The 25836-nt window shown below is 66.9% G+C and carries 23 protein-coding genes; 6 read left to right on the top strand and 17 right to left on the bottom strand.

All coding sequences use genetic code 11. The features are described 5' to 3' along the window. Window positions 1–120: 120 nt before the first annotated feature. The 4 genes from AC1Q7Q_RS33170 (at window position 121) to AC1Q7Q_RS33155 (ending at window position 4943) form a co-directional block, all read left to right on the top strand. Window positions 121–471: a hypothetical protein gene (locus tag AC1Q7Q_RS33170; RefSeq protein WP_492376735.1), complete on the top strand. Its 351-nt coding sequence runs from the start codon at window positions 121–123 to the stop codon at window positions 469–471. Between the two features lie 256 nt (window positions 472–727). Continuing rightward, window positions 728–3052 (top strand): coiled-coil domain-containing protein, encoded by a 2325-nt coding sequence (locus AC1Q7Q_RS33165; protein WP_492387261.1) that lies wholly within the window; start codon window positions 728–730, stop codon window positions 3050–3052. Next, window positions 3049–4281 (top strand): hypothetical protein, encoded by a 1233-nt coding sequence (locus AC1Q7Q_RS33160; protein ID WP_492375884.1) that lies wholly within the window; start codon window positions 3049–3051, stop codon window positions 4279–4281. Before AC1Q7Q_RS33165 ends, AC1Q7Q_RS33160 begins: the two co-directional genes overlap by 4 nt. Window positions 4282–4286: 5 nt before the next feature. After that, the gene (locus AC1Q7Q_RS33155) at window positions 4287–4943 is read left to right on the top strand and encodes a DUF1266 domain-containing protein (RefSeq protein ID WP_492375885.1); all 657 of its coding nucleotides are present in this window, start codon (window positions 4287–4289) and stop codon (window positions 4941–4943) included. 1 nt (window position 4944) lies between these two features. Here AC1Q7Q_RS33155 and AC1Q7Q_RS33150 read toward each other — a convergent pair whose 3' ends face one another. From AC1Q7Q_RS33150 to AC1Q7Q_RS33140, 3 genes are read right to left on the bottom strand one after another with little or no spacing between them, the layout of a single operon-like run. Beyond that, window positions 4945–5694, bottom strand: a complete 750-nt coding sequence (locus AC1Q7Q_RS33150) for an enoyl-CoA hydratase/isomerase family protein (RefSeq protein ID WP_492375886.1) — start codon at window positions 5692–5694, stop codon at window positions 4945–4947. A gap of 2 nt (window positions 5695–5696) precedes the next feature. Then, a complete protein-coding gene (locus AC1Q7Q_RS33145; RefSeq protein WP_492375887.1) occupies window positions 5697–6320 on the bottom strand; it encodes a cysteine dioxygenase family protein in 624 nt (207 codons plus the stop codon). A 25-nt stretch (window positions 6321–6345) separates the two neighbouring features. Next, entirely contained in the window at window positions 6346–7533 is a 1188-nt protein-coding gene (locus tag AC1Q7Q_RS33140) for a CaiB/BaiF CoA transferase family protein (RefSeq protein ID WP_492375888.1), read from the bottom strand. Window positions 7534–7723: 190 nt separating this feature from the next. Here AC1Q7Q_RS33140 and AC1Q7Q_RS33135 point away from each other — a divergent pair, with 190 nt between their 5' ends. Both AC1Q7Q_RS33135 and AC1Q7Q_RS33130 read left to right on the top strand, forming a co-directional pair. Beyond that, window positions 7724–8524: an IclR family transcriptional regulator gene (locus AC1Q7Q_RS33135; RefSeq protein WP_492375889.1), complete on the top strand. Its 801-nt coding sequence runs from the start codon at window positions 7724–7726 to the stop codon at window positions 8522–8524. A gap of 219 nt (window positions 8525–8743) precedes the next feature. Beyond that, window positions 8744–10171 carry an NAD-dependent succinate-semialdehyde dehydrogenase gene (locus tag AC1Q7Q_RS33130; RefSeq protein WP_043356737.1) on the top strand — a complete coding sequence of 476 codons (1428 nt, stop codon included), beginning with the start codon at window positions 8744–8746 and terminating at the stop codon, window positions 10169–10171. Window positions 10172–10246: 75 nt separating this feature from the next. Here AC1Q7Q_RS33130 and AC1Q7Q_RS33125 read toward each other — a convergent pair whose 3' ends face one another. The 14 genes from AC1Q7Q_RS33125 to AC1Q7Q_RS33060 form a co-directional block, all read right to left on the bottom strand. After that, window positions 10247–11452 carry a DUF2252 family protein gene (locus tag AC1Q7Q_RS33125; RefSeq protein WP_492375890.1) on the bottom strand — a complete coding sequence of 402 codons (1206 nt, stop codon included), beginning with the start codon at window positions 11450–11452 and terminating at the stop codon, window positions 10247–10249. Between the two features lie 80 nt (window positions 11453–11532). Next, window positions 11533–11934, bottom strand: a complete 402-nt coding sequence (locus AC1Q7Q_RS33120; RefSeq protein WP_492375891.1) for a cytochrome C oxidase subunit IV family protein — start codon at window positions 11932–11934, stop codon at window positions 11533–11535. Between the two features lie 8 nt (window positions 11935–11942). After that, entirely contained in the window at window positions 11943–12626 is a 684-nt protein-coding gene (locus tag AC1Q7Q_RS33115; protein ID WP_492375892.1) for a heme-copper oxidase subunit III family protein, read from the bottom strand. A gap of 33 nt (window positions 12627–12659) precedes the next feature. Then, window positions 12660–13298 (bottom strand): cytochrome c oxidase subunit 3 family protein, encoded by a 639-nt coding sequence (locus AC1Q7Q_RS33110; protein ID WP_492375893.1) that lies wholly within the window; start codon window positions 13296–13298, stop codon window positions 12660–12662. Further along, window positions 13295–15052, bottom strand: a complete 1758-nt coding sequence (gene ctaD / locus AC1Q7Q_RS33105; RefSeq protein ID WP_492375894.1) for a cytochrome c oxidase subunit I — start codon at window positions 15050–15052, stop codon at window positions 13295–13297. The genes AC1Q7Q_RS33110 and ctaD overlap by 4 nt, the downstream gene beginning before the upstream one ends. 41 nt (window positions 15053–15093) lie before the next feature. Then, a complete protein-coding gene (locus AC1Q7Q_RS33100; protein ID WP_492375895.1) occupies window positions 15094–16272 on the bottom strand; it encodes a c-type cytochrome in 1179 nt (392 codons plus the stop codon). 341 nt (window positions 16273–16613) lie between these two features. Next, complete coding sequence (locus AC1Q7Q_RS33095) at window positions 16614–17117, bottom strand: hypothetical protein (protein ID WP_459375043.1); 504 nt, start codon at window positions 17115–17117, stop codon at window positions 16614–16616. 279 nt (window positions 17118–17396) lie between these two features. Then, complete coding sequence (locus AC1Q7Q_RS33090; protein WP_492375896.1) at window positions 17397–18932, bottom strand: mannitol dehydrogenase family protein; 1536 nt, start codon at window positions 18930–18932, stop codon at window positions 17397–17399. Between the two features lie 31 nt (window positions 18933–18963). Further along, complete coding sequence (manD, locus tag AC1Q7Q_RS33085) at window positions 18964–20175, bottom strand: D-mannonate dehydratase ManD (protein ID WP_492375897.1); 1212 nt, start codon at window positions 20173–20175, stop codon at window positions 18964–18966. A 49-nt stretch (window positions 20176–20224) separates the two neighbouring features. Then, a complete protein-coding gene (locus tag AC1Q7Q_RS33080; protein ID WP_492375898.1) occupies window positions 20225–21772 on the bottom strand; it encodes a UxaA family hydrolase in 1548 nt (515 codons plus the stop codon). A 47-nt stretch (window positions 21773–21819) separates the two neighbouring features. Beyond that, window positions 21820–22575: an SDR family oxidoreductase gene (locus AC1Q7Q_RS33075; RefSeq protein ID WP_492375899.1), complete on the bottom strand. Its 756-nt coding sequence runs from the start codon at window positions 22573–22575 to the stop codon at window positions 21820–21822. A 52-nt stretch (window positions 22576–22627) separates the two neighbouring features. Beyond that, a complete protein-coding gene (locus AC1Q7Q_RS33070) occupies window positions 22628–23734 on the bottom strand; it encodes a mandelate racemase/muconate lactonizing enzyme family protein (RefSeq protein WP_492375900.1) in 1107 nt (368 codons plus the stop codon). Beyond that, complete coding sequence (locus AC1Q7Q_RS33065; RefSeq protein ID WP_492375901.1) at window positions 23731–25134, bottom strand: TRAP transporter large permease; 1404 nt, start codon at window positions 25132–25134, stop codon at window positions 23731–23733. Before AC1Q7Q_RS33065 ends, AC1Q7Q_RS33070 begins: the two co-directional genes overlap by 4 nt. Before the next feature lie 62 nt (window positions 25135–25196). Next, entirely contained in the window at window positions 25197–25829 is a 633-nt protein-coding gene (locus tag AC1Q7Q_RS33060) for a TRAP transporter small permease (protein WP_492375902.1), read from the bottom strand. Window positions 25830–25836 lie beyond the last annotated feature (7 nt).

Here is a 25836-nt window from a genome sequence, read left to right as displayed (position 1 = left end):
GTCAAACATTGGCGAAACGCAATACACAAGTGGCCCTTGGTGTCTCGCAGAGCGGCCATGGCGGTGTCCCCCGCCGTGGCGTCCAAGCGCCGTTTCCATCCATGAACCGTGAGGTCCGATATGACGAAGAACACGCCGATTCGCTTTTTGCAAGCTTCCACCGCCCTGGCTGCCGGCCTGCTATGTGCGGCCGCCTTTGCCCAGACGCCCGCCGTTCCTGCCGATAGCGGCAACGCCGCGGCGCCTGCCGGCATGACACAGATCGAGCCGCCGAAGGATCCGCTGGTCCAGCGCCGCGATGCCAACAAGCAGGCCTCGGACGAATACAAGACCAAGAAAAAGGCCGCCAAGACAGAGTACAAGCAGGACGTGAAGTCCGCCAAGCAGCAAAAGAGCGCCGAGAAGAAGGCCAACAACGACACCATGAAAAAGGACATGTCGACCACGCCCGCCGACGCGCAGAAGAACTAAGCGCGTACGGCCGCGTTTTGCCGCTTCCCGCTTCCCCCTTCCCCCTTCCCCCTTCCCCCTTCCGGGCAACCACGATAAAACGCCCCGCCTCCCCCAAGGAGGCGGGGCGTTTTATCGTGATGATCGCTTGAACCGCAGCGCCATTGGGCGAACCATCAGGCGCAATTTCCGAGTCTGTGGCATCTCCGGGTAGAATCGCGTTAGGTGCAAACTAGATCACATTATGGGAAGAACCGTGGATATCAATGGCAACGCATTGACAGGTGCTCAGCTGGAACAGTTACTGGATCGCCTCGAAGCCGATCTTGAGGAAGGCAATTCAAGCGAAGCCGCCGATTTGCTGGCCAGATTGCGCGCCAAGCCTTTGCGGGCCGACTCCCTTGAGTCCATCGACCGGCTGCATACGCTATGGATGCGCGCGGGGGATCCGGAGGCTGCGCTGGCGGTGGTCAACGTAGACGGCGCCGGCACGCTGGAAGCCACGCCGCGCGAAGCGCAGGCCGAACTGCGCATGCACCTGGCGCTCTATCGCCTCCAGATAGCCAACCACGTCAACGAGGAAGAGAGCATCCAGCGTGCCCTCGCTGAGATGCGCGCCATCGTGGCAGGGATGCCGGAGCTGAATGCGGACCGGTATCGGCAGCTTCGCGTGTTCGATAGCCTGGAAGTGCGCAAGCTGGGCATTGCGCTGGAGACAATTGACCTGCGCCATGCATTGAACGGGGCCAACGCGGAACGCGCGCCGTTCCGTGCATGGGACCTCGCCGACTATCAGCGGCGGCGCGCCTGGGCGCTGACGCGCCATGACAGCAACGACGAGGCCCGCGCAGCAGCTGGCGCGGCCATCCTGGCGCTGCAGACGGCCGACGCGCAACAGGACGTCGACGAAAACGACTGGCTGCGCCTGGGCAGCGCCCTGATCGGCATCGCGCCCGAGCGCCTCGCCGACTTCCAGCAGGCCGCGAGGGCCCTGACAGCGCAGCAGTCGTTGCCGCAGCGCCGTGAACTGGAAGTCCGGCTGTCCCGGCTCGCGGCGCGCGCCTTGTACGCGCAGGGCGATTTGCCCGGCGCACTGGACGCCTGCTCCGCCGCGCGCCATAGCCTGTCGTCGAACGGCAGCGATGACTTCATCGAATACGAGCTGCCGTGGCTGATGCAAGCCCAGCGCGTTGACGAGGCCGGCCGCCGGGCATTCCTGCACATCTATCAGGTCGAGGACGAGATGTGGGATGGCGCCGCGCAGCTGGTTCACGCGCGGCTGGCCGATGCGGCCGACGGCTCGGCCTGGTGGCCATTGTGCGCCATGCGGGCCTGCAATACGGAAGAAACGCTGGCAGCCTTCCTGTCAAAAGCGCAAGAGGGAGAACAGGATCCGCGGACCCTCTCCCCGACCCATGAAGCGCTCTTTGGCGCCGTGGGTGAGCAAGTGGATGCGCAGGCCTTGCAGTCGGTATTCGACGCAGCACGCGCACTGGCCGAGCAGCGTTCGCCGGGCCATCCATGGATCGCAAGACTGGCGGCGGTCAACGACGGCGCGGCGGGCCGCATCGATGCCACAACGCAAGCGGCGCGGCTGTATGCGGCGGCGCAGGAAGGCGGCATGCAGGACAACCGCACGGCCTATGCCCTGTTCGAGGCTCGGGTGCAATCGCTTGGGGTGATCCAGACGCTGAAGCTGCCGGCCTTCTCGCTGCCAAGCGGGCTGTGGGCGTACAACTTCGGGGTCGCGCTTGGCGATTTGCTCGGGGAACACCTGGACCGCGTCCCTGCCGAGTCGCGCAACGAAACCTACAGCGATTTCATCAAGCTGCAGATTGCCGCCTACGAACAAGGGCAGGCGTGCCTGGAGCGCTATTTCGAGAGCGGTGCCGGCCATCCGTACGATGCCTGCGCGCACCTCTACTCCATGCTGTGCAACAACCTGGCCATCATCTATCGGTACGACGAGCGGCGCTACGAGGATGCCGTCGAGCTGCACAGGCGCGGCATCGCCGCCAGCCCGTTTGCCGAACACTACGCCGGCCTGCTGAGCGTGCGGATCGCAATGCAGGATTCCGAGGGGATCATCAGCGCCGCCGAGCAGCTCTGGCACTACGCCGCCGAGTTTGGCTACAGCCGGCATGACCCCAACGACTACCTGAGCGAGGTGTCGCAGGCCCTGTACAAGCTCGATCGCGACCGCGAGATTCCCATCTGGGTGGAGCGCCTGGTGAAATGGGAGCGGGAAGAAGGCCAGGACGGTAGCAAGCTGTCGAGCAGGGACTTGGGCGTGCGCCTGCAAATGGCTTTCAACCTGGCGCATAACTGCCCCGAAGAAGCCGCGGCCCTGTGGAGCCGCATCGCGCGCCACGTCGATGGTTGCTCGGAATCCTGGATGGTCAGCCTGGCGGCCGACACGCTCAGTGGGCTGCAGCGCCACGCCGAGGCCGCCGCCCTCTTTGAGCGTGCCATCGCACTCAATCCGCGCAGCAACGAATACGAGCTCGCCGATGTCAAGGCGATGGAGGAAAAAGTGGCGCTCTACCGCACGCAAGCCAACCCTGCCGGCAAGAGCAAGAGCTGGTGGCAAGTCTGGAAATGAGTACCGCCTGCCGGATGACAGGCTACGCGCCGCGCAACGCCCTCAATGCCGGCGCCCTGAAGGCGGGCATCGCCGCGCGCAGCCAGGCGCGCGGCGACGATGCCGCGGTGCGCGCCTGGCTGCTCAACCACTTCTATCGCCATCTCGTCGCCAACTTCGAGCCGGCCATCAAGATCGATTCGCTCGACGGTGCGCGGCAGGCCCTGAGATCCGAGGCGATGCCGGAGTGGGTTGCGGCGCGCTTTGGCGCGTCGGCCAAGGCGAGCGGCGAAGCAGCAATGCCACCGGCCCCGGTCGTCTGGGTGGATCCTGTCGAGCCGCGCCTGCTGGCGCTGGAAGCGCGGCTCGTCGAGTTCCTGACCTCGCGCAAGGGCACCGCTCTTGACGGCAAGCTCGACCGCATCACCTGCCCGCAAGCACTGGCGCTGTGGGACAAGGAACATGCCGAGATGGCCACGCGCATCGAGCGCGGCTGGCGCCAGAGCCAGCCCGAAGCGCTGCGTACCTTGCTGTCGACGCCGCATGGCGTGTTCGTGGAATTGCTGCCAGACAGTGCGCTGCTGCGCGCGGAAATGGCCTTTGAAAGCTACGTCATGCGGCATTGCCTGGGGCAGTTTTCCGACCGGCGCGCGCTCTCCGGCGGCTACGGCGAGCGCTATGCCGAAGCGGTGGCGCAGCAGCGCCTGCGCTTGCTGAGCTTCCGCGATGCCAGCGGACAACCGCATATCACCATCAGCGTGCATGTGCTGGCCAGTGGCGCGCTCACCATCGACCAGGTCAAGGGCAAGCAGAACAGGCCGCCCATCGCGCGCTACGTGGAAGATGTGCTAGCCTGCCTGAACGCCCTGGGTACCGATGCGGAAACCCCGGACGATTGCATCGCCATCGGCGTGGTGCGCACGCCAGCCGGCTGGGCGCGCATTGAAGACGTGGCCGACGCCGCGACGCAGACCCGATTGGTCGCCCGGTACCCACAACTCTTTGTCAGGCTCCGCGCGCCGACGCCAATGGTGGAGTGGCTGGTCGCCGCGCGCCAGCCTGGCTTGCTGACGGAGCGTTCGCCAATGGCGGCATCGGTCCGGTATGCCACTCGGCAAACGCCGGGCGCGGGTGACGCCGAGGCGGTTGTCGCCACCGAAGACGTGCCATGGCCGGACATCTCGCTGTCGCACGCGGCGCAAATCCAGGCTTCGCCCTCGCGAGGTGTAACGGAGCGCCAGATCGGATGAATGGGATGAATGTCTTCTACCTGCTCCTCGGGGCCTTTGTGCTATGGCGGGTCTACCGCTTCCTGCGCCCCAAGCGTCCCGCTGTGTTCACCCGGCGCAAGCAATGGGCATTGACGTTGGCGCAGCCCATGGTTGATGCCACCAGCATGACGGGGTTTTTCAACCCCGCATCGGACCACATGACCGACGCGGCGCGCGCGTTGTTCCGCGTGCAGTTGCTGCATCAGATGGAGTTCCGCGCCAATGCCACGGATGACGAAGTGCGCCAGCACCTCGCCCAGATGTTCGAATCACGGTGGTTTCGCGCCGACCTGCATGCGCTGCTGCCGACCGACGATCCGCGCGCCGCGCTGGCCTTTGCCTGCGTCCGGATGGCCTTTTTTGCGCGCACCGTCATGCTGATGGGCTGGGTCGAGCCGATGGCCGCGTGGCGCGTGCTCCTGCTCAACGCGCAGCGCGCGCAGGACTGTTTTGCCAGCTGGGAAGACTTCGGCCATGCCTTTATCGCCGGCCGCCAGCAATGGCTTGCCGCATTCCGCGCCGACCCTCTGGGCAAGGCCTTCGATGCAGCCAGCTTGCGCCAGCTGCTGGCGCCGCCCAAGGGCGCCTGGGCAGCGCTGGCATGGCCGGACCTGCCGGCGTTCAGCCCCGAGCCGCGCTGAGTCAGCGCCTGGACGCCGCCCGGTAGGCGGCGATGCGCGCCTTGAGTCCCGGCCGGGCGGCGGAGCGCACCAGCTCGGCCAGCTGCGCCGCGCGCGCCGCTTCTGCCATGGCGTGGCCGCCCTGCGTGGCGGCCTGGATAGCGGCATGGGTTGGGGCGTCCAGCCGGCGCGCACGCTGCGCCAACGTGGCAAGCGCGCCGGCGCGCGCCTCCGGCGCCATCAAATTGCCGGCCATGTCGCAGGCCAGCGCTTCCTCGGCCCGAACGGCCCGCCCGCTCGCGATCCAGTCCCGCGCCGTAGCCACACCCACCAGCTGCGCCAGCCGAGCGCTGCCCAGCACCAGGCCGAAGGCCGCGCCGGGGAAAGCCAGCGTGCTGCCCGGCGCGATCCAATGCTGCTCGCAGGCCACCATCAGGTCGGCGCCCGCGCCCATGGCGCGGCCCTGGACCAGCGCGACGGTGGTAAAGGGTGCGCCGTGCACGCTTTGCAGCAGCAGCTCGACGCGCACGAAACGCGCCAGCAGCGAATCGTCGCTCTCGCTATCCAGCTCACCCAGATCGAACCCCGTGCAGAAATGCGTGCCGGCGCCGTCAATGGCGAGCAGGCGGGTGCCATCGTGGTGGCACGCCAGCACCGCCGCCGCGAGCGCCTCCACCAGCCCGGCCGACAGCGCATTGCCACGCTCGGGCCGGTTCAGCGTCAATCGGGTGACGTCGCCTTGCTTGTCAATCAGCAGACCGGCTTGTTCCACGTTCACCCCTGCGCCGGCGCTGCCGCCGGCGCCCACAGGTTGGGCACCAGCGCATTGGAGTAGCCGGATACGAACGGCTTGGTGGCGCCGCTGGCGGCGTCATACACATGGCGCTGGATGCGGCCAATGTTGCCGCCATACAGATGCACGCTGATCGACACCCGGTCGTCATGCGCATTGCGCACGCGGTGCACATCGCCCAGCGTGGGCGAGACCGCGGCCACCTGGCCGGCGCTCAGCACCACGGCATCGCCGTCTTCCACCAGCCGGCCGCCTTCCACGCGGTAGTGCTGGTCCACCTCGGCGCCGCGCAGCATGCCGATCAGGCCCCACACCGTGTGGTCGTGCACGGGCGTTTGCTGGCCCGGCCCCCAGACGAAGCTGACCAGCGAAAAGCGATCGAGCGGATCGCCATAGAGCAGATGCTGCTGGTAGTAGACAGGATGCGGGCGTGCCATGGCCTCAGGCAGCCAGTCGTCGTGCGCCACCAGTTCGCTCAGCGCGGCGCTGGCTTGCGCGAGGATGTCCGGCTCGCTGCTGCCCTCGCGTTCTGCCTGCGTAACCACGCGGCTGATGGTGGCAACGAACGCGCGCAGCCGATCGATGTTGCCGGTCTTGTCGCTCATGATGATTCCTCTATCTGCCTTTGACTTACGTGGGGTCTTGTTCCGTGGCTGCACTGCCCGCCTGGTAGCGGGCGCGCACGGCGGCGTTGTGCTCGCCCAGCGCCGGCGGGTCGCGGCGGATCGGCAAGCCCAGCCCGTCGAAACGCAGCGGCGAGGCGAAGGTGCGGGTCTGGTGGCCGCCAGGCAGCGTCAGCGGGCGCACCCAATCCATATGCGCCACCTGCGGATCGTCCAGCGCGGCGGCATAGTCGTTGATACGCGCATGCGGCACGCCAGCGGCATTGAAGGCGGCTATCCAGTGCGCCACGCCAGCGGTGGCAAAGCGCTCCTCCAGCAGGATCTTCAGTGCGGCCTGGTTGGCCGCGCGGTCGCGCGTGGTGGCGAAGCGCGCGTCCTGCGCCAGAGCGGGCAGTGCCACCACGCGCACCACTTCGAGCCACAGCTTCTGGTTGCCCGCGGCGATGGCAAAGTAGCCATCGGCGGCCTGGAAGGCCTGGTAGGGCGCATTGCGCGGATGCGCGGAGCCCAGCTTGGCCGGGCTTCGGCCGGTGCCGAAGTACTCGCTGGTCTGCAGTGCGGCGATGCCGAGCGTGCAACCGTACATCGGCACATCGATATGTGCGCCCGCGCCGCCGGCCCGCACCCGGGTGAGCGCGCTGGCAATGGCAAAGGCGCCGTACAGCCCCGAAGCAAAGTCCGCCAGCGGCACGCCGCACTTCACCGGCGCGCCATCGGGCTCGCCGGTTACGCTCATGACGCCGGCCGCAGCCTGGATGGTCAGGTCGAACCCGCCCTCGCCTGCGCGCGGGCCGCTCTGGCCGTAGGCGGACACCGAGCAATACACCAGACCTGGCTTTTGCTCGCGAAAGCTGGCGTAGCCCAGCCCGAGCCGGTCCATCACCCCCGGGCGGTTGTTCTCGATCACCACGTCGGCATCCAGGATCAGCGCACGCGCCAGCGCCACGTCGGCGGCATCCTTCAGGTTGAGCGCCACCGACTCCTTGTTGCGGTTGAGCGAGGCGAAGTTCTCGGAGAAGCCATCGGATAGCGGCGGCCACTGCCGCAAGGTGTCGCCCTCGGGCGCTTCCACCTTGATCACCTCGGCGCCCATATCGGCCAGCAGCATGCCGCAAAAGGGCCCGGCGGCAACGGTACAGAATTCCACGACCCGCACGCCTTGCAGCGGCAGGTCCTGTTGGTCGAGATCACGCATGGGAAGCATCCACAGGGAAGGAGAGAGAGGCGGCGCAGTGAATCAGCCGTCCTCTTCGGCAAGCTGCCGGCCGCGTTGCGACAACGCGCTGCAACAATTATAGGGAGTTGCAAAATACGATACTATCGTTCCACATTTGAGAACAGGGTGCGCCATCCGCATCAGATGCCCGCATGGAGCATAAGCATCGATGAACAACACCTTGATCAAGGGCCTCGGCGTGATCGAGTTGCTGGCGCACAGCGACCGGCCGCTGGGCCTCACCGAGATCGCCACCCGCCTGGGCCTGGCCAAGAGCAATGTGCATCGGCTGCTGCAAGCGCTGACCGAACTCAACTATGTGATTCGCGACGCCTCCGGCACCGGCTACAGTGCGTCGATCAAGCTCTGGGAGTTGGGCTCGGCGGTGCTCTCGCGGCTGGACCTGCGCCGCCATGCCCAGGCGTGGATGGACAAGCTGATGCACGCCAGCGGCGAGAGCGTGCACCTGTCCGTGCTGGACCGCGCCGAGGTGGTCTACGTGCACAAGATCGACAGCCCCAACCCCGTGCGCGCCTATACCCAGATCGGCGGGCGGGCGCTGGCGCACTGCGTGGCCACCGGCAAGGCGATGCTGGCCTTCCAGCCGGACACCGCGTTGCAGCGCATGTTCACCACGCTGGTGCCGTCCACACCCAACAGCATCGTCGAGCCCGAGCGTTTCCTGCGGGAGATGGCCAAGGTGCGCAAAGAGGGCTATGCGGTCAACCGCGGCGAGTGGCGCGAGACCGTCTACGGCGTGGCCGCGCCGATCTGCGACGGCAACGGGCACGTCATCGCCGCCATCGGGCTGTCGGGGCCCGCTGAGCGGTTCAAGCCGCACAAGATCAAGGGCTTTGCCGCGCTGGTGCTGAACGCGGCCACGGAGATCTCCGATGACCTGGGCGGCGGCAACCGGCACAATGCACTAGCGCTGGCTACGCGCAGCATGGTGGCGATGCGGCGCGGCTGAGCCCCGGGCATCAGCCATTCTTCCTGAGCCCGTGAGAGATCGCGGACGGTGGCTTTTGCCGCACTTTCTCCCACCCCTCGGAAACGCCGGCGCCTGCCGATGCACAAAACCGGCCGACGCGTTAAGCTTGCGGTTTGGCCGCCGCGCCCACGCGCGGCATCCCCCACCGCGGCGGCACCGGCTGCGCTTGTCGCACGCAACCTTCTTCAGGAGAAAGGCATGTACCAGGATCTCGCCCTCTACATCGACGGGGAATTCGTCAAGGGAGGGGACCGACGCGAGCAAGACGTCATCAACCCCGCCACCCAGGAACTCCTGGGCAAGCTGCCGCATGCCAACCGCGGCGATCTGGACCGCGCCCTGGCCGCCGCGCAGCGCGCCTTTGAAAGCTGGAAGAAGACCTCGCCGCTGGAGCGCTCCAAAATCCTGCGCCGCGTGGCAGAACTGACCCGCGAGCGCGCCAAGGACATCGGCCGCAACATCACGCTGGACCAGGGCAAGCCGCTGGCCGAAGCCATCGGCGAAGTCATGATCTGCGCCGAGCACGCCGAATGGCACGCCGAGGAATGCCGCCGCATCTACGGCCGCGTGATCCCGCCGCGCCAGCCCAACGTGCGCCAGATCGTGGTGCGCGAGCCGATCGGCGTGTGCGCTGCCTTTACGCCGTGGAACTTCCCTTTCAACCAGGCGATCCGCAAGATGGTCTCGGCCATCGGCGCCGGCTGCACGCTGATCCTCAAGGGCCCGGAAGACTCGCCCAGCGCGGTGGTCGCGCTGGCCCAGCTGTTCCACGATGCAGGCCTGCCCCCGGGCGTGCTGAACATCGTCTGGGGCGTGCCGGGCGAGATCTCCACCTACCTGATCGAATCGCCGATCGTGCGCAAGATCTCCTTCACCGGCTCGGTGCCGGTGGGCAAGCAGCTGGCCGCGCTGGCCGGCGCCCACATGAAGCGCGTGACCATGGAGCTGGGCGGGCACTCGCCGGTGCTGGTGTTTGACGACGCCGACATCGAGCCGGCAGCGGAGATGCTGGCGCGCTTCAAGCTGCGCAACGCCGGCCAGGTGTGCGTGTCGCCCACGCGCTTCTACGTGCAGGAAAAAGCCTACGACAAGTTCCTGGCGCGCTTTACCGAAGTGATCGGCTCGATCAAGGTTGGCGACGGCCTGGACGACGGCACCCAGATGGGGCCGCTTGCGCACGAGCGCCGCATCGCCTCGATGGAGCAGTTCCTGGACGACGCCAATCATCGCGGCGGCAAGGTGGTGGCGGGCGGCAAGCGCATCGGTGACAAGGGCTTCTTCTTTGCCCCAACCGTCGTCACCGACCTGCCCGACGACGCCAAGCTGATGGTCGACGAGCCCTTCGGCCCGGTAGCGCCGGTGACGCGCTTCAAGGACGTGGAAGAAGTGCTGCGCCGCGCCAACAGCCTGCCGTTCGGCCTGGCCTCGTACGTCTTCACCAACTCGCTGAAGACCGCGACGGTGGTGTCCAACGGCCTGGAAGCCGGCATGGTCAACATCAACCACTTCGGCATGGCGCTGGCCGAGACGCCGTTTGGCGGCATCAAGGATTCCGGCATCGGCAGCGAAGGCGGCCAGGAAACCTTCGATGGCTACCTGGTGACCAAGTTCATCACGCAGGTCTGATGTACCGTCCTGGCCGGGCAACCGCCCGGCCAGGAAAAGAGGGTTGGCGACGGCTAGCGAGCGCGCGAACCAGGCCTATTTCCCCCGGGCCTTGTGGTAGTCCTCGGCAAAGTCCTTCCACTGTGCCTGCGCCATCTCGCAGCCATGCCGCGCCAGCCGCAGCACCGGCGCGCGCCAGCGCGAACCGGCAGCGAATTCCTGCAACGCCTCGATCCGATCGGCGGCTTCATGTCCGCAGCCGCGCAGGTGCGCCCAGGCCGCCGAGCGCGCCATCGTGAGAAGCACCTCGTTCAGGCTGGCGCGATCGGTGTGAGGCCCAAGGTTCACGCGGTCGGCCGTGGGCTGCAGGCTCTTGACGATATAGGACGGGCTTGCTGGCCCGGGCCCCATCGCCGCCGCTGAGAGCAGCGCAGGCGAAGCCGCCTGCATGGCGTGCTGGATATGCACCACGCGCGACGCGTCGCTGCCCCACGCGGGTTGCGCGCCATACGGCAAGCCTTGCCACGCGCTGGGCGCGGCGCGCTTGATGTCGATAAGCCGCTGGGCGGTCGGCGTGCCGGGCGCATGGGCTAGCACCACATAGCGCTCCAGCCCCAGGCTACCCACGCCCGCCACCCGCCGCGCCGCGTCGTCGGCCACGAACTGGCCGTGATGGGCCTGCCGCGCGAACTCACGCAGGATGGCGCCAGCGCGCTTGCGCTCGCCCTTGAGCGGTGCCAGCGCATGGATGTTGTCGACCAGCAGGCGTCGTTTCCCGCCACGCCGCACGGTGCGCGCCGCCAGGACCTCGCCGCGGCGGCGGCGTTTGACGCGGCGCAGCAGCGTCGCCACCAGGCCGGTAGCGGTGGCGCGCTCCACCCAGCGCGGCTTGCCGCTGGCCAGCACCGCCGCGTAGGTATCGAGCATGCGCTCAGCACCCGCGCGCGCGTCGGCATCCGACAGGCCGAGCTGCGGCGCCGCGATCATCAGGCTGGACAGCAAGCGCACGAGGTCCACCGTCAGCGGCGCAACCATCGCGTCGTCGAAGTCGTTCAGATCGAAATAAACCAGGCCGTTGTCGCCCTTGAAGCTGCCCAGGTTCTCCAGATGGAGATCGCCGCAGACATAGGTGGTGGGTGCCTCCATCAGCGCGGCCTCGGTGCCCACTGAGGCCGCGTAGAGGTGGTTGGTGCCACGCAGGAAGGCGAACGGATCGGCGGCGATGGCCGCGAGCTTGCGGGTCAGCCGCTCGGGATCGCGGCCATGGTTATAGATCAGGATGGCTTCCGTAGCTGGGTGCATGGTTTCCTCGTAGTGGCGGGCAACCGGGCAAGTGTACCCGGATGGCGCGCACGGAACATGCACCGCACGCGCAGGCACACTCAGCGGAAGAAAACCCCGCGCAAGAGGAACGTGTAGTCTGCCTCGGCCGCCATCAGGCCCACCAGCACCAGCAGGCAGAGCGGCGGCAGCAGGATGGCGCAGATCAGCGCCAGCCGCTCCCAGGCCATGTGCATGAACACGGCCACGATCAATCCGGCCTTCATCACCATGAAAAGCAGGATCAGGGTCCAGCGCAGATAGCCCTCGAAATGGAAGTAGTCCACCAGGTACGACAACGTGGACAGGACGAACAACAGTGCCCAGATCTTCAGGTACAGGCCAATGGGATGTTGCTGCCCATGTTGCTGCCCATGCGCTTGCCCGTGCGGCAAATCGCCGTGCGAGCCGGCAACGGCGGGGGCCTGCGCGGGCAATTCGGGAGATGGGGTCGACGCAGCCATGATGGGCCTCACCAGAGATAGAACAGCGCGAAGATAAACACCCAAACCAGGTCCACGAAGTGCCAGTAGAGCCCGGCGATCTCCACGATCTGGTAGTTGCCCGTGCGCTCGTAGCGGCCCCGCAGCACCTTGGTGGCGACGATCAGCAGGTAGATCACGCCGCAGCTCACATGCAGGCCATGGAAGCCGGTGATCATGAAGAAGGCGGAGCCAAACTGCGGCGCCCCCATCGGGTTGCCCCACGGGCGTACGCCCTCGGTCACGATCAGCTTGGTCCATTCAAAGGCCTGCATGCTGACGAAGGCCACGCCGAACAGCGCCGTGGCAAACATGAGCAACGCGCATCTCACGCGATCGCGCCGGTAGGCAAAGTTGACGGCCATCGCCATCGTCCCGCTGCTGCTGATGAGCACGAAGGTCATGATGGCGATCAGCAGCAACGGCACCTCGGTGCCACCCACCTTGAGCCCGAACACGATGCTGGGGTTCGGCCAGGGCGCCGTGCTGGCGATCCTGACCGTCATGTACCCGGTCAGGAAACAGCTGAAAATGAAGGTGTCGGACACGAGGAAGATCCACATCATCGCCTTGCCCCACGACACCTTGAAGGCCTGCTGGTCCGAGGACCAGTCGGCCACCAGCCCGCGCAAGCCGGTCACCGCCGGTGCGGATGAAGTGGGTAGCGAAGACATGGGCACGTCTCCTTCGAGAATCGGCCGGGCCGCCTAGCCGCGGCCGCAGATAAAGCGAACGAACTCCGGCGTGAGCCAGCCAAGCGCGGCCAGCAGCACCAGCCACACGGCCAGCAGGAAATGCCAGTAGCGCGCGCACAGGCGAATGCGCAGCGCGCTGCCCGGCCCGGCGCGCATGGCCATCGCCCAGCCAGCCAGGCCGCCCAGCACATGCAGGCCATGCATCGCGGTCAGCAGGTAGAAGAAACTCCCGGACGGGTTATTGGCAGGCACCACGTGGATGGCGAGCAGGGCCTGCCATGCCCACAACTGCGAAGCCACGAACGCCGCCGCGGCCAGGCCGCCGAAGCACAGCGCGCGGTGCGCCACCGAGACACGTCCGGCGCGGGCCGCGCGCGCGGCCACCAGCATCACCCCGCTCCCCGCAGCCAGCAAGGCCGTGGACAGCCAGACCTGCCACGGCAACGCTACCGCGTGCCAGTCAGGCGAATCCATGCGCATGGCGTACGCGGCGATAAACAATGCAAACAGCGAGCTCACCACGCCCATGAACACCCACAGCCCGATGCTGGCCGGCGCGGGCCTCGCGCGCTGCCTGCCCACATCGCCGGGGCCGGGGCCCGGGCGCCGCTCGCCGTCGGCACCGGCGCGATAGACCAGGTTAGCGTTCATGCCACGGCTCCATGGCTGGTGTGCGGCTCGGGCTCGGCGCCCCCGGCCTCGGGTGGCGCGTTCTGCGCGATGAAATCCTCGCTCGCGCCTGGCACGCTATAGGCATAGGCCCAGCGATGCACCACCGGCTGCTCCGCGCCCCAGTTGCCGTGCACGGGTGGCGTGTCCGGTGTCTGCCACTCCAGCGAGGCCGCGCGCCAGGGATTGGAGCCCGCCGGCCTGCCGTGCCTGAGGCTCCAGGCCAGGTTGAAGATGAACAGCAACTGCGCCGCCGCCACGATAAACGCCGCCACGGAGATATAGGCGTTCATGGTGTGCGCCGACTCGGGGATGAAGGCGTAGTTGTCGTAGGCGTAGTAGCGCCGCGGCATGCCAAGGATGCCCAGGTAGTGCATCGGGAAGAAGATGGCATAGGTGCCGACGAACGTCACCCAGAAATGAATGTGCCCAAGCTTGTCGTTGAGCATGCGGCCGGTGACCTTGGGGTACCAGTGATAGATCCCGCCAAACACCACCAGGATCGGCGAAACGCCCATCACCATATGGAAGTGCGCGACCACGAAATACGTGTTCGACAGCGGAATGTCCACGCTGACATTGCCCAGGAACAGCCCGGTCAGCCCGCCGATCACGAAGGTGCTGATAAAGGCGATGGCAAACAGCATCGGCACCGAGAAATGGATGTCGCCCCGCCACAGCGTGATGACCCAGTTATAGACCTTGATGGCGGTGGGAATCGCGATGATCAGCGTGGTGGTGGCAAAGAAGAAGCCGAAGTACGGGTTCATCCCGCTCACGAACATATGGTGCGCCCACACCACCACCGACAGCACGCCGATGGCCAGGATGGCCCACACCATGGTGCGATAGCCGAAGATGCTCTTGCGCGAATGCACGCTGACCAGGTCGGAGACGATGCCGAACGCCGGCAACGCGACGATGTACACCTCCGGGTGGCCGAAGAACCAGAACAGGTGCTGGAACAGCAACGGGCTGCCGCCCTTGTAGTTAAGCTGCTGGCCCAGCGACACGATTGCCGGCATGAAGAAGCTCGTGCCCAGCGTGCGGTCCAGCAGCATCATCACACCTGACACGAACAGCGCCGGAAAGGCCAGCAGCGCCAGGATGGTGGCCATGAAGATGCCCCACACGGCCAGCGGCATGCGCATCAGCGTCATGCCCTCGGTGCGCGCCTGCAGCACGGTGGTGACGTAGTTGAGCCCGCCCATGGTGGCGGCCACAATGAAGATCAGCAGCGACACCAGCATCAGGATGATGCCCCACTCATAGCCGGGCGTGCCCGGCAGGATGGCCTGCGGCGGATACAGCGTCCAGCCGGCGCCGGTGGGCCCGCCCGGCACGAAGAAGCTCGACAGCAGCACCAGCACCGAGAGGAAGTAGACCCAGAAGCTCAGCATGTTGAGGTACGGGAACACCATGTCGCGCGCCCCCACCATCAGCGGGATCAGGTAATTGCCGAAGCCGCCGAGAAAGAGCGCCGTGAGCAGGTAGATCACCATGATCATCCCGTGCATGGTCACGAACTGGTAGTAGCGGTTGGCGTTGATAAACGTGAAGTGCCCGGGGAAGCCCAGTTGCAGACGCATCAGGTTGGAAAGCACCACGCCGATCAGCCCCACGAAGATGGCAACCAGCGTGTACTGCACCGCGATCACCTTGTGATCCTGGCTCCAGATGTAGCGGGTAAAGAAGCTCTGCGGTCCGTCGTGGGCGGCCTCGTCGGCGTATGCCATTGCACTCCCTCCTGTAACCTTCTTTGCAACCTGCCTGCGACCTACCTGGCCGCCGCGCCCGACGCGGCGCCTGCCTGCGTTGCAGCGCCGGGCGCGCCGTTGGCGCGGATGTAGGCAATCAGCGCGCTCACCTCCTCGTCGCTCAGGGCCATCTTCGGCATGAGCGGGCCGAAACCCTTGACCAGGCGCGCCTGCGGATCGGTGATCTCCGTCTTCAGGTAAGCGTCGTCGACCTTCGCGCTGCTGCCGTCGGCAAAGGTCCCGGTACTGCCATACAAGCCCTTCCAGCTTGGCCCCACGCCAACGGTGCCATCGATGCTGTGGCAACCCACGCAGCCCTTGCTCTGGGCCAGCGCACGGCCCTGTTCGACGAGCGTATCGGCTGCCGGCGCGCCAGCAGGCGCAGCCGCTGGCGCCGTTGGGGGCGTCTTCACCATGGTCAGCGCAAACGTCGGCTGGCGCGCGAGCCATGCCTGGAACGCCGCCTCGTCCTCCACCACCACGTGGCCACGCATGTTGTAATGGCCGACCCCGCACAGTTGCGCGCACAGGATCTCGTACGTGCCCGCCTTGGTCGGCGTGAACCAGAACGACGTAACAGTGCCGGGCACCATGTTCATGCGGGCCCGAAACGGCGGCACGTAGAAGTCGTGGAGCACGTCCTTGGAGCGCAGCAGCACCTTGACCGGACGATTCAGCGGCAGATGGACTTCCTGGCCGGCGACGATGATGTCGTCCTGCCCGCGCGGGTCGTCCGGGTTCACGCCGAGCGGGTTGGCGGGCGTGACAAAGCGCGGGTCCGAGGTGCCGAGCTGGCCGCCCCGGCCGGGAAAGCGAAAGCCCCACTGCCACTGCTGGCCCACCACCTCCAGAACCATGGCCTCGCCGGGTGGACGCACGTACTCGGCATAGACGAACAGGCCCGGCGCCAGCAGCGCGATCACCCCAAGCGTGGTGCCCGCGGTCAGCCACAGCTCCAGCTTGGGGTTCTCCGGCTGATAGGCCGCGCGCGCGCCGTCGCGATGGCGGTAGCGCCAGGCGATGTAGGCGACGAACAGGTTGATGATGACGAAGAAGATGCCGGTGATGACCAGCGTGATGGTCAGCGTGTCGTCCATCTGCTTCCAGTTGGAGGCAAGCGGTGTCGCCCACCACGGGCTCACGAAATGGAAGAGCACCGAAGCAACGACGATGATCACGATTGCAATGGCTATCGCCATACCGACCCTCCCCGCTTGCGTACAGAAGGTTGCGAACTACACGCAAGCTGAGATAAGACTAGTGCATCTGGTCCGCCACCGGCAAGGCGGCCTTGACAGCGCTTTGGGTGCGATGCCACACAAAATTGGCCCGGCCACGCGCCACCGGCGGCAAAACAAAAAGCGGCGGAGAAAGCCGGAGCTTTCATCCGCCGCCGCCGGCCCGCACGGCCCGTGTAGTGGCAATGCGCGGGTCTAAACCACTAAACCACTAAACCGCGTAGACGCAAGGCAATGGAAGCAGGGATATGCGCTGCGGCACGCGCTGATGGGTTGGCTGGTATTTCCTCCGGTCTGCGTGCTCAGTGAGATACATCCTTGCTTTCGAGCTTCCAGTAGGCAATGGCCGCGGTCATGCCGAAGATCATGTGGCCAACCAGCGTATGCCAGCCACGCGCATCGGCGAACCAGGTGAAGAAGTGCGTCATGCCGTAGAAGTTGAGCAGGTACACGGCAATGCCGAATACCGCGCCGGTAAGCAATGCCAGGCCCGTGCTCGAATCCAGGTGAAATGGCGCGATGATGGCCCCCAGGATCATGCCCAGCACCGCGCCGAGCACAAAATGGATCATCAGCGCCGCGGCCACGGTACCCACGCTGAACAACGAAGTCTGGAGCACGTCCTGCCCCATCAGGATCGCCGCGATCATCCGCGTCGTGCCCCACGGGTTGATGCCCGCCACCATCGTCGACCAGAACAGCTCGATCACCATCAACAGCGCCCCGGCCGCCAGCCCCGACACCGCTGCCGCGGTCCAGTCTGGCATGCGGCGCACGTAGTGGTGCGATTGCATGTGAAGTTCCATAGCCACCTCCAGATATGCTGTTTCACCGCCGCTTTTGCTGCAGTTGCGCTGCAGTTGCGCTGCGGTTGCTCTGCTGTTGCTCTGCTGTTGCGCTTCTTATACGCAAGTTGCGACTCGACTGCCGATCAGGCCTGCGTATCTGCACAGCATAGGACACGCCGGCCTGATCGTTTGACCGCACACGCGCAAATAAGTGCTGGAGGTGGGCCGGCGCCACGTTGGCGCCGCAACGTGCCACGCGCGGGTGACAGGATCGGTACTTGGCGGGCAGCGATCCGTTCAGGCGGCGCTGGCCTGGGTGCCGGCGACCGCCGCGAGTGTCGCCAGCACGCCGTGCTCGCGCAGCATGCGCGTATGCGTGGCAAGCGTTTCGACGAACACGCGCGAAGCGGCCAGATCCCCGAACACCGGCGTGAACGACGCGATGGCCGCGATGCGATCCGCTTCCCGCGCATGCCGGGCATCGGCCTCGGCCAGCAAGGCATGCAGCGAAGATGCCAGCGGGTCTTCGATACGGTACTCGGCGCCGTGCTCGTCCCGGCCGCGCAGGAAATGCAGCCAGCCGGCCACGCCCAGCGCCAGGCGCGGAAACGGGGCACCGGCGCGCAAGCGCTCGCGGATCGGCGCCAGCAGGCGCTGCGGGATCTTCTGCGAGCCGTCCATGGCGATCTGGCTGGTCTTATGCTGCAGCGCGGGATTGGCAAAGCGCGCCAGCAGGTCGCGCCGATAGGCCACGGTGTCCAGCCCCGGCAGCGCAGGCAAGGTTGGCAGCATTTCCTGCTCCATCATGCCGGCCACCAGCGCGCGCACAGCCGGCACGGCGATGGCGCGGTCGGTGGTGGCCCACCCGGCCACCATGCCCAGGTAGGCCATGGTCGAATGGCTGCCGTTGACCAGGCGATGCTTGAGCGTCTCGAACGGGTGCGCGTGTTCGACGAACTGCGCGCCGCCCGCCTCCCAGCGTGGCCGGCCGGCCACGAAGCGGTCCTCCATCACCCACTGCAGGAAGGGTTCGCCCACCACGGGCCATGCGTCCTCCACGCCAAGCGTGGCGCTGATGCGCGCGGCATCGTCCACGGTGGTCTTGGGCACGATGCGGTCGACCATGGCATTGGGAAAGCCGCAGCGTTCGGCCACCCAATCGTGGAGCGCGCCATCCACGCGCGCGCAGAAGGCCAGCAGCAAGGCGCGCAGCGTGTCGCCGTTGGCGGCGATGTTGTCGCAGCTGAGCAAGGTCAGCGGCGGCAGGCCGCGTGCCATGCGCCGTTGCAGGCCGCGCGCCAGATAGCCAATGGCGGTAACCGGGGCGCTGGCATGCAGCAGGTCATGCACGACGCCCGGGTCGCTGAAGTTCAATGTGCCGGTGGCGGGGTCATGGCAGTACCCCTTCTCCGTCACCGTCAGGCTGACGATGCGCGCGTCCGCATGCGCGATCCGCTCCAGCACGGCATCGGGATCATCGGCGGCCACCAGCACTGCAATCACCGCGCCGATCACCTGCAACTGCGCGAAGCGGCTGCCGTCGTCGCGCACCCCGCGCAGCGCCAGCGTGTACAGGCCTTGCTGCGGCGCCAGCGCGTCGCGCGTGTCGGGCCGGCGAAGCGAGACGCCGACGATGCCCCAGTCTAACGAGTGCGCGCCGGTTGCGTCCGCATGCAGTGCGGCGTCCGTCACCGCCGCCTGGTGCGCGCGGTGAAAAGCGCCGATGCCCAGGTGGACAATGCCGCCGCGCAGGCGTTCGCGCGGATAGCGCGGGCGCAGTACGTCCTGCGGAAGTTGCGCGAGCGTGTCGGGATGCAGTCTTGGCGTCGTCATCGTGCGTGCCTGTGTTTGCCTGGCATTAGAACTACCAGTGCCAGAGCGTGCCATCGTGGGCAAGGCGATTCACCGGCAGGTAGGCGCGTTGATAGGGATACCTGGCCGCCAGCGTCTCGTCGATATCCACGCCATGTCCCGGCGCATCGCCCGGATACAGCATGCCGTTGGCAAAGGTGTAGGCGTGCGGGAACACCGCATCGGTCTCCTCGCTGTGGCGCATGTATTCCTGGATGCCGAAGTTAGGCACCCACAGATCAAAATGCAGCGCGGCGCCCATGCACACCGGCGAGAGGTCGGTCGCGCCATGCGAGCCGGTGCGGACCTGGTGCATGGCGGCGAAATCAGCGATGCGGCGCAGGTGCGTGATGCCACCCGCATGGACCACGGTGGCGCGGATGTAGTCGATCAACTGTTCCTGGATCAGCGTCTTGCAATCCCAGATGGTGTTGAAGACCTCGCCCACCGCCAGCGGCGTGGTGGTGTGATGGCGGATCAGCCGGAAGCTCTCCTGGTGCTCCGCGGGCGTGGCGTCTTCCATCCAGAACAGGCGGAACGGCTCCAGCGACTTGCCCAGGCGCGCCGCCTCGATCGGCGTGAGCCGGTGGTGCACGTCGTGCAGCAGGTGCAGGTCCCAGCCAGCCGCGTCACGTACCTTCTCGAACAGGCGCGGCGTGTGGTCCAGGTAGCGCTCCGTGCTCCAGTCGTGCTCCGACGGCAGCGACGCATCGGCCGGCTCGTAGAACAGGCGGTCCGACGACACGCCATACACCTTGTTAAGCCCCGGCACACCCGATTGCGCGCGCACCGCGCGGTAGCCCATTTCCTGGTAGCGCAGCACCTCGTCCACCGTGGCCTCGATATCGCTGCCATTGGCGTGGCCGTACACCATCACGCCGGTGCGGCTCTTGCCGCCCAGCAACTGGTAGAGCGGCATGCCCGCTGCCTTGGCCTTGATGTCCCACAGCGCGGTATCCACCGCGGCGATCGCGCTCATGGTCACCGGCCCCCGCCGCCAGTACGCGCCGCGATACAGGTACTGCCAGATGTCCTCCACCTGATGCGGGTCGCGCCCGATCAGGCAGGGCGCCACGTGGTCCGCCAGGTAGCTCGCCACGGCCAGCTCGCGGCCGTTGAGCGTGGCATCGCCAATGCCGCTCAGGCCCTCGTCGGTCTCGATCTTCAGCGTCACGAAGTTGCGTCCCGGGGAACACACGATGACGCGCGCGGCGGTGATCTTCATGCTCTCTCCTGCGTGGTTTTTTTCGATGGTTCCCGGTGCCTGCTCGCGCTTACATGACCGCGCCCAGCGACCACGGCACGAACTCGTTCTGCCCGTAGCCGTGCAGCTCGCTTTTGGTCTTTCGCCCCGATGCGGTCTCCAGCATCAGCCGGAAAATCTGCTCGCCCTTTTGCGCGATGCTGGCGCCGCCATCGACGATGTCGCCGCAGTTGATGTCGATATCGTCGGCCTGCCTTTGCCACAGCGCGTTATTGGTCGCCAGCTTGAGCGAGGGCGATGGCGCGCAGCCGTAGGCCGAGCCGCGCCCCGTGGTGAAGCAGATCAGGTTGGCGCCGCCCGCCACCTGGCCGGTGGCCGAGACCGGGTCGTAGCCAGGCGTGTCCATGAAGACCAGGCCGCGCGCGCGCACCGGCTGCGCGAATTCGTAGACCTCCACCAGGTTGGTGGTGCCGCTCTTGGCCACCGCGCCTAGCGACTTCTCCAGGATGGTGGTGAGCCCGCCGGCCTTGTTGCCAGCCGAGGGATTGTTGTCCATGCTGCCGTGGTTGCGCGCGCAGTAGTCCTCCCACCAGCGGATCCGCGCCAGCAGGCGCGCGGCCACCGCTGGCGACGCCGCGCGGCGCGTCAGCAGATGCTCGGCGCCGTAGATCTCGGGCGTCTCGGACAAAATGGCGCCGCCGCCGTGGCGCACCAGCAGGTCCACGGCCGCGCCCAGCGCCGGGTTGGCAGTCAGCCCGGAGTAGCCATCCGAGCCGCCGCATTGCAGGCCCACCGTGATGTGGCTCGCTGGCACGGCTTGCCGGTGCACGCGATTGGCATCGGCAAGCAGGTCCTGCACGATGGCCACGCCGCGCGCCACCGCGCCGGCCGTGCCGCCGCTGTCCTGGATGTTGAACGCATGCAGGCGCGGGCCGCCGGCCATGCCAGCGAGATGCGCCTCGGCCAGTAGGCCATCGATCTGGTTGGCCTCGCAGCCCAGCCCCACCACCAGCACCGCGGCAAAGTTCGGGTGGCGCGCGTAGCCCGCCAGCGTGCGGCGTAATACGCGCAGGTTCTCGCCCTCGCTATCGGTGGCGCAGCCCGCGCCATGCGTGAGCGCCACCACGCCGTCCACATTGGGAAACGCGCCCAGTGCCTCGGGGCGAAGCTCGCGCCGGAAATGATCGGCAATGGCGCGCGCCACCGTTGCGGAGCAGTTCACCGAGGTGAGGATGCCAATGTAGTTGCGGGTGGCCACGCTGCCGTCGGCCCGTTTGATGCCGTCGAAGCAGGCAGGTGCATCAACGTACTCGGTGGCGCGCGCATCGGCGCCGGCAGCGTATTCGCGTGCGAACTCGCCCATGGCCAGGTTATGCGTATGCACGTGCTGGCCCGGCGCGATCGGCTGGCGCGCAAAACCGATGATCTGGTTGTAGCGCCGCACCGGCGCGCCCGCGGCGATGGCGCGCACCGCCAGCTTGTGTCCGGGCGGCACCAGGCTGGCGACGGTCACGCCCTCGGCGGCGATGACGGTGCCCGGCACCAATTGGCGGCAGGCGATGACGATGTCGTCGGCGGGGTGTATGCGGATGACATTGAGGATGTTATCGGCTGGCATGCTGGCTCCGGGCGGATGGCTGAGAGGGACGAGCAGGATGTGCCGCCTCAGTTGGACCAGCCACCGTCGATCACCTGCGCCGTGCCGGTGGTGAATGCCGATTCGTCCGAGCCGAGATACACCGCCAGCGCGGCGATCTCCGCGGCGCTGCCGATGCGCCCCATTGGCTGGCGGGCGACAAAGGCGGCTTCCACCTCGGCCAGGCTCTTGCCGCCATCACGCGCCTGGTCCGCGATGCGCTGGCGCAGCGAGGGCGACTCCACCGTGCCAGGGCAGATCGCATTGCAGCGGATGCCATGGCCGATGTAGTCCGCCGCCACCGACTTGGTCATGCCGATCACCGCCGCCTTGGTGGCGCCGTAGACGAAGCGGTTGGGCGCGCCCTTGATGCTGCCCGCCACCGACGCCATGTTGACGATCGAGCCGCGGCGCTGCGCCACCATGGCGGGCAGGAAGGCGCGCATCATGCTGTACATGGCGCGCACGTTCAGGTTCATCGAGAAATCGAAAGCCGCTTCGTCGCATTCCAGGATGGTGCCGTGGTGCACGAAGCCCGCGCCGTTGAACAGGATATCGAGCGCGCCAGCCTGCTTCGCCGCGGCCTGCACCGCGGCGCCGTCCGTCACGTCCAGCCGCAGCGTGGTGCAGCCGGGCTGGCCGGCCAGCGCCTCGAGCAGGCGCTCGTTGATATCGGCGGCGATCACGCGCGCGCCTTCACGCAGATAGGCTTCGGCGGTGGCGCGGCCAATGCCCTGCCCGGCCGCGGTGACGAGGGCCAGCTTGCCAGCGAGTCGTTGCGTCATCAGTCGTTCTCCATGAGCGGTCCCGGCCACGTTTGCGTAGCCGGTGAAATCATCAGGAAACCAGCGTGCGCGCCACCGTGCGGCGCCCGATCGCGGCCCAGTCCCATTCGATGCCAAGGCCCGGCGCGTCCGGGGCAATGGCGTAGCCAGCCTCGATGCGCACGCTGCTGGCGGCAATCTCGTCGAGCTGCGGGATGTACTCCACCCAGGCCGCGTTGGGCACCGCAGCGCATAGCGACACATGCAGCTCCATCAGGAAGTGCGGGCAAATCGGCAGGTTGTGGGCCTCGGCCAGGTGCGCCACCTTAAGCCAGGGCGTGATGCCGCCAATGCGCGCCACATCGGCCTGCACGATCCCGCAGGCGCCCTGGCGCACGTACTCGGCAAACTGGCCAGGCGAGTACAACGACTCGCCCACCGCGATGGGCACCGAGGTGGATGCGGCCAGCCGCACGTGCCCGCCGATATCGTCGGCCGGCAGCGGCTCCTCGAACCACGCGATGCCCAGCTCGGCGTAGCGAGGCGCGCGCCGGATGGCCTCGGCGGCGGTGAAGCACTGGTTGGCATCCACCATCAGCTCGAAGCCGTCACCTACCGCGGCACGCACCGCCGCGAGGCGCGCCACATCCTCGCTCGCCCGCGCACGGCCCACCTTCAGCTTGGCGCCGCGAAAACCCGCCTCGCGCGCCGCCACGGCCTCGCTCACCAGCGTATCGGCATCCAGGTGCAGCCAGCCGCCTTCGGTGGTGTAGACCGGCACGCGCGGTTGCGCCCCGCCGGCGGCAAGCCACAGGGGCTGGCCGTCGCGCCGGCAGCGCCAGTCCCACAGCGCGGTATCGATGGCGGCGAGCGCCAGGCTGGTGATGGCGCCGACCGAGGTGGCGTGCGTGGCAAACAGCAGCTCGCGCCAGATCGCCTCGATCTGGGCGGGATCGCGCCCGATCAAGCGCGGCGCCAGGTGATCGCGCAGCAGCGCCATCACCGATGAGCCGCCGGTGCCGATGGTATAGGCGTAGCCCGTGCCCTCGGCGCCATCATCGCAGCGGATGCGCACCATGGGCGTTTCCTGCGTGACGAAGGACTGGATGGCGTCGGAGCGCGGCACGCGCGGCGGCAGGTCCACCTGCAGCAGTTCGACCTGGACGATGGTGGCGCTCATTTGCTGCCCACCAGGTTCGGCAGCCACAGCGTGATCGCCGGGAAATAGGTGATGGCGATCAGCGTCAGGAACAACGGCACCAGCCACGGCAGGATGGCCACGGTAGTGCGCTCCACCGACAGCTTGGCCACCCGCGCCAGCACGAACAGCACCATCCCCAGCGGCGGATGCAGCAGGCCGATCATCAGGTTGAGCGTCATCACCAGCCCGAAGTGGATCGGGTCGATGCCGAGCTTGAGCACGATGGGCAACAGGATCGGGACCAGGATGGTGATCGCCGCCGTGGTGTCGATAAAGCAGCCCACGATCAGGATCAGCACGTTGGCCAGCAGCAGGAACACCCATTTGTTGTGGGTGAAGCCAAGGATGGCGTCGGACAGCATCTGCGCGGCCTGGCTAGTGGTGAGCAGCCACGCGAAGATCGATGCCGCGGTGACGATGAACAGCACCGATGCGGTGGTCTCGATGGTGTCGAGCGTGGCCTTGGCCAGCGAGCGCAGCGTCATGGAGCGGTAGCGCACCAGCCCGAGGAACAGCGCCCAGATCACCGCCGCCACCGCGGCCTCGGTGGGCGTGAACCAGCCCAGCGTCATGCCGCCAATCAGGATCACCGGCGCCATCAGCGCCATCACCGCGGAAAAGTCGAAGTACCAGTCCAGCGCCAGCAGCACCACCAGCGCGATCAGCGCGGCCACGTTGGTGGACACGCCAAAGCGCGTCATCAGCCAGATCGCCAGCGGAAAGGCCAGCACCACCGCGATCTCGATGCTGGCGTTGCCCGGCAGCTTCCAGGAGAACGCCGTATCGCTGCCCCAGCCGCTGCGGTGGGCAAACCACGCCACCGTGCCCATCATGAACAAGGTCAGCACCAGTCCCGGCACGATGCCGGCCAGGAACAGCGAGCCGATCGACACATTGGCCATCATGCCGTAGATCACGAACGGCAGCGACGGCGGGATGATCGGCCCGAGCGTGGCCGAGGCCGCCGTCACGCCAACCGCGAACTCGGTCTCGTAGCCGTGGTCCTGCATGGCCTTGATCTCGATGGTGCCCAGGCCCGCCGCATCGGCAATGGCGGTGCCCGACATGCCGGAGAAGATCACCGAGCCGATGATGTTGACGTGGCCCAGCCCGCCGCGCATCCAGCCCACCAGCGCCACGGCGAAGTTATAGATGCGCCCGGTGATACCGGCCACGTTCATCAGGTTGCCGGCGAGGATGAAGAAGGGCACGGCCAGGAGCGGAAAGCTCTCCACGCCGGCAATCATGCGCTGCGCCAGGATCACGTCCGGCACTGTGCCGGAGGTCCAGATATACAGCAGCGAAGCCACCGCCATCGCAATGGCGACTGGCAGGCCCACCAGCATCAGCAGCAGGAAGGAAACAATCAGGATCCACATGGCGGCGCGCGCTCCGGGTTGGTCGTCGGTCGTCGGTCGTTGTCTGTCGTTGTCAGTCGTCGTCAGTCGTCGCTGGCCTCGAACGCTTCGGGGCGCTCCAGGATGGAAAAACCCTGCGTCCAGTTCAGCCAGCTCACCTGGCAGGAGCGCAGGCACATCAGGACGAATCCGGCCAGCACCAGGTAGTAGATCCAGCTCTTGTTCCACTCGATGGTGGTCATCGGCTCGTCGCCCACCACCAGGATGTAGCGCCAGACCAGCCAGCCGGCATAGCCAAGAAAGGCAGTGCGCACAATGTCCACCAGCGTGGACAGCGCGCGTGCCGGCGCATGCGGCAGGTAGCGGTAGATCAGGTCCACCTGGATATGCCGGCTCTTGCGCACGCACATGGCCGCGCCGATGAACACCACGCCGATCAGGCAGTAGGTGGCCAGCTCCTCGGTCCAGGCCAGCGAGTCGTTCATCACGTAGCGGGTGAAGAACTGCAGGAAGACCAGCACGGTCATGAGCCAGAACAGCCCCAGCGTGAACCAGTCCTCGGCGGCGTAGCCGGCAAGGTCCACCTGCTTGTTGTCCGCCTCCTCGAAGCTGTGCGCCAGCTCCGCGACGGTGGCCAGTTGCGGCGCACCGCCTGAGGTCTCGCCGGCAACGGCCTGCGCGGGCAGGTCGTCGGCAAGTCGGGAACGCATTTCCATGGTGTTG

Source organism: Cupriavidus sp. GW823-FHT07A04 (assembly GCF_058794615.1).
Note: the sequence above shows the minus strand (reverse complement) of the source record. Positions and strands in the feature narration are given on the sequence as shown.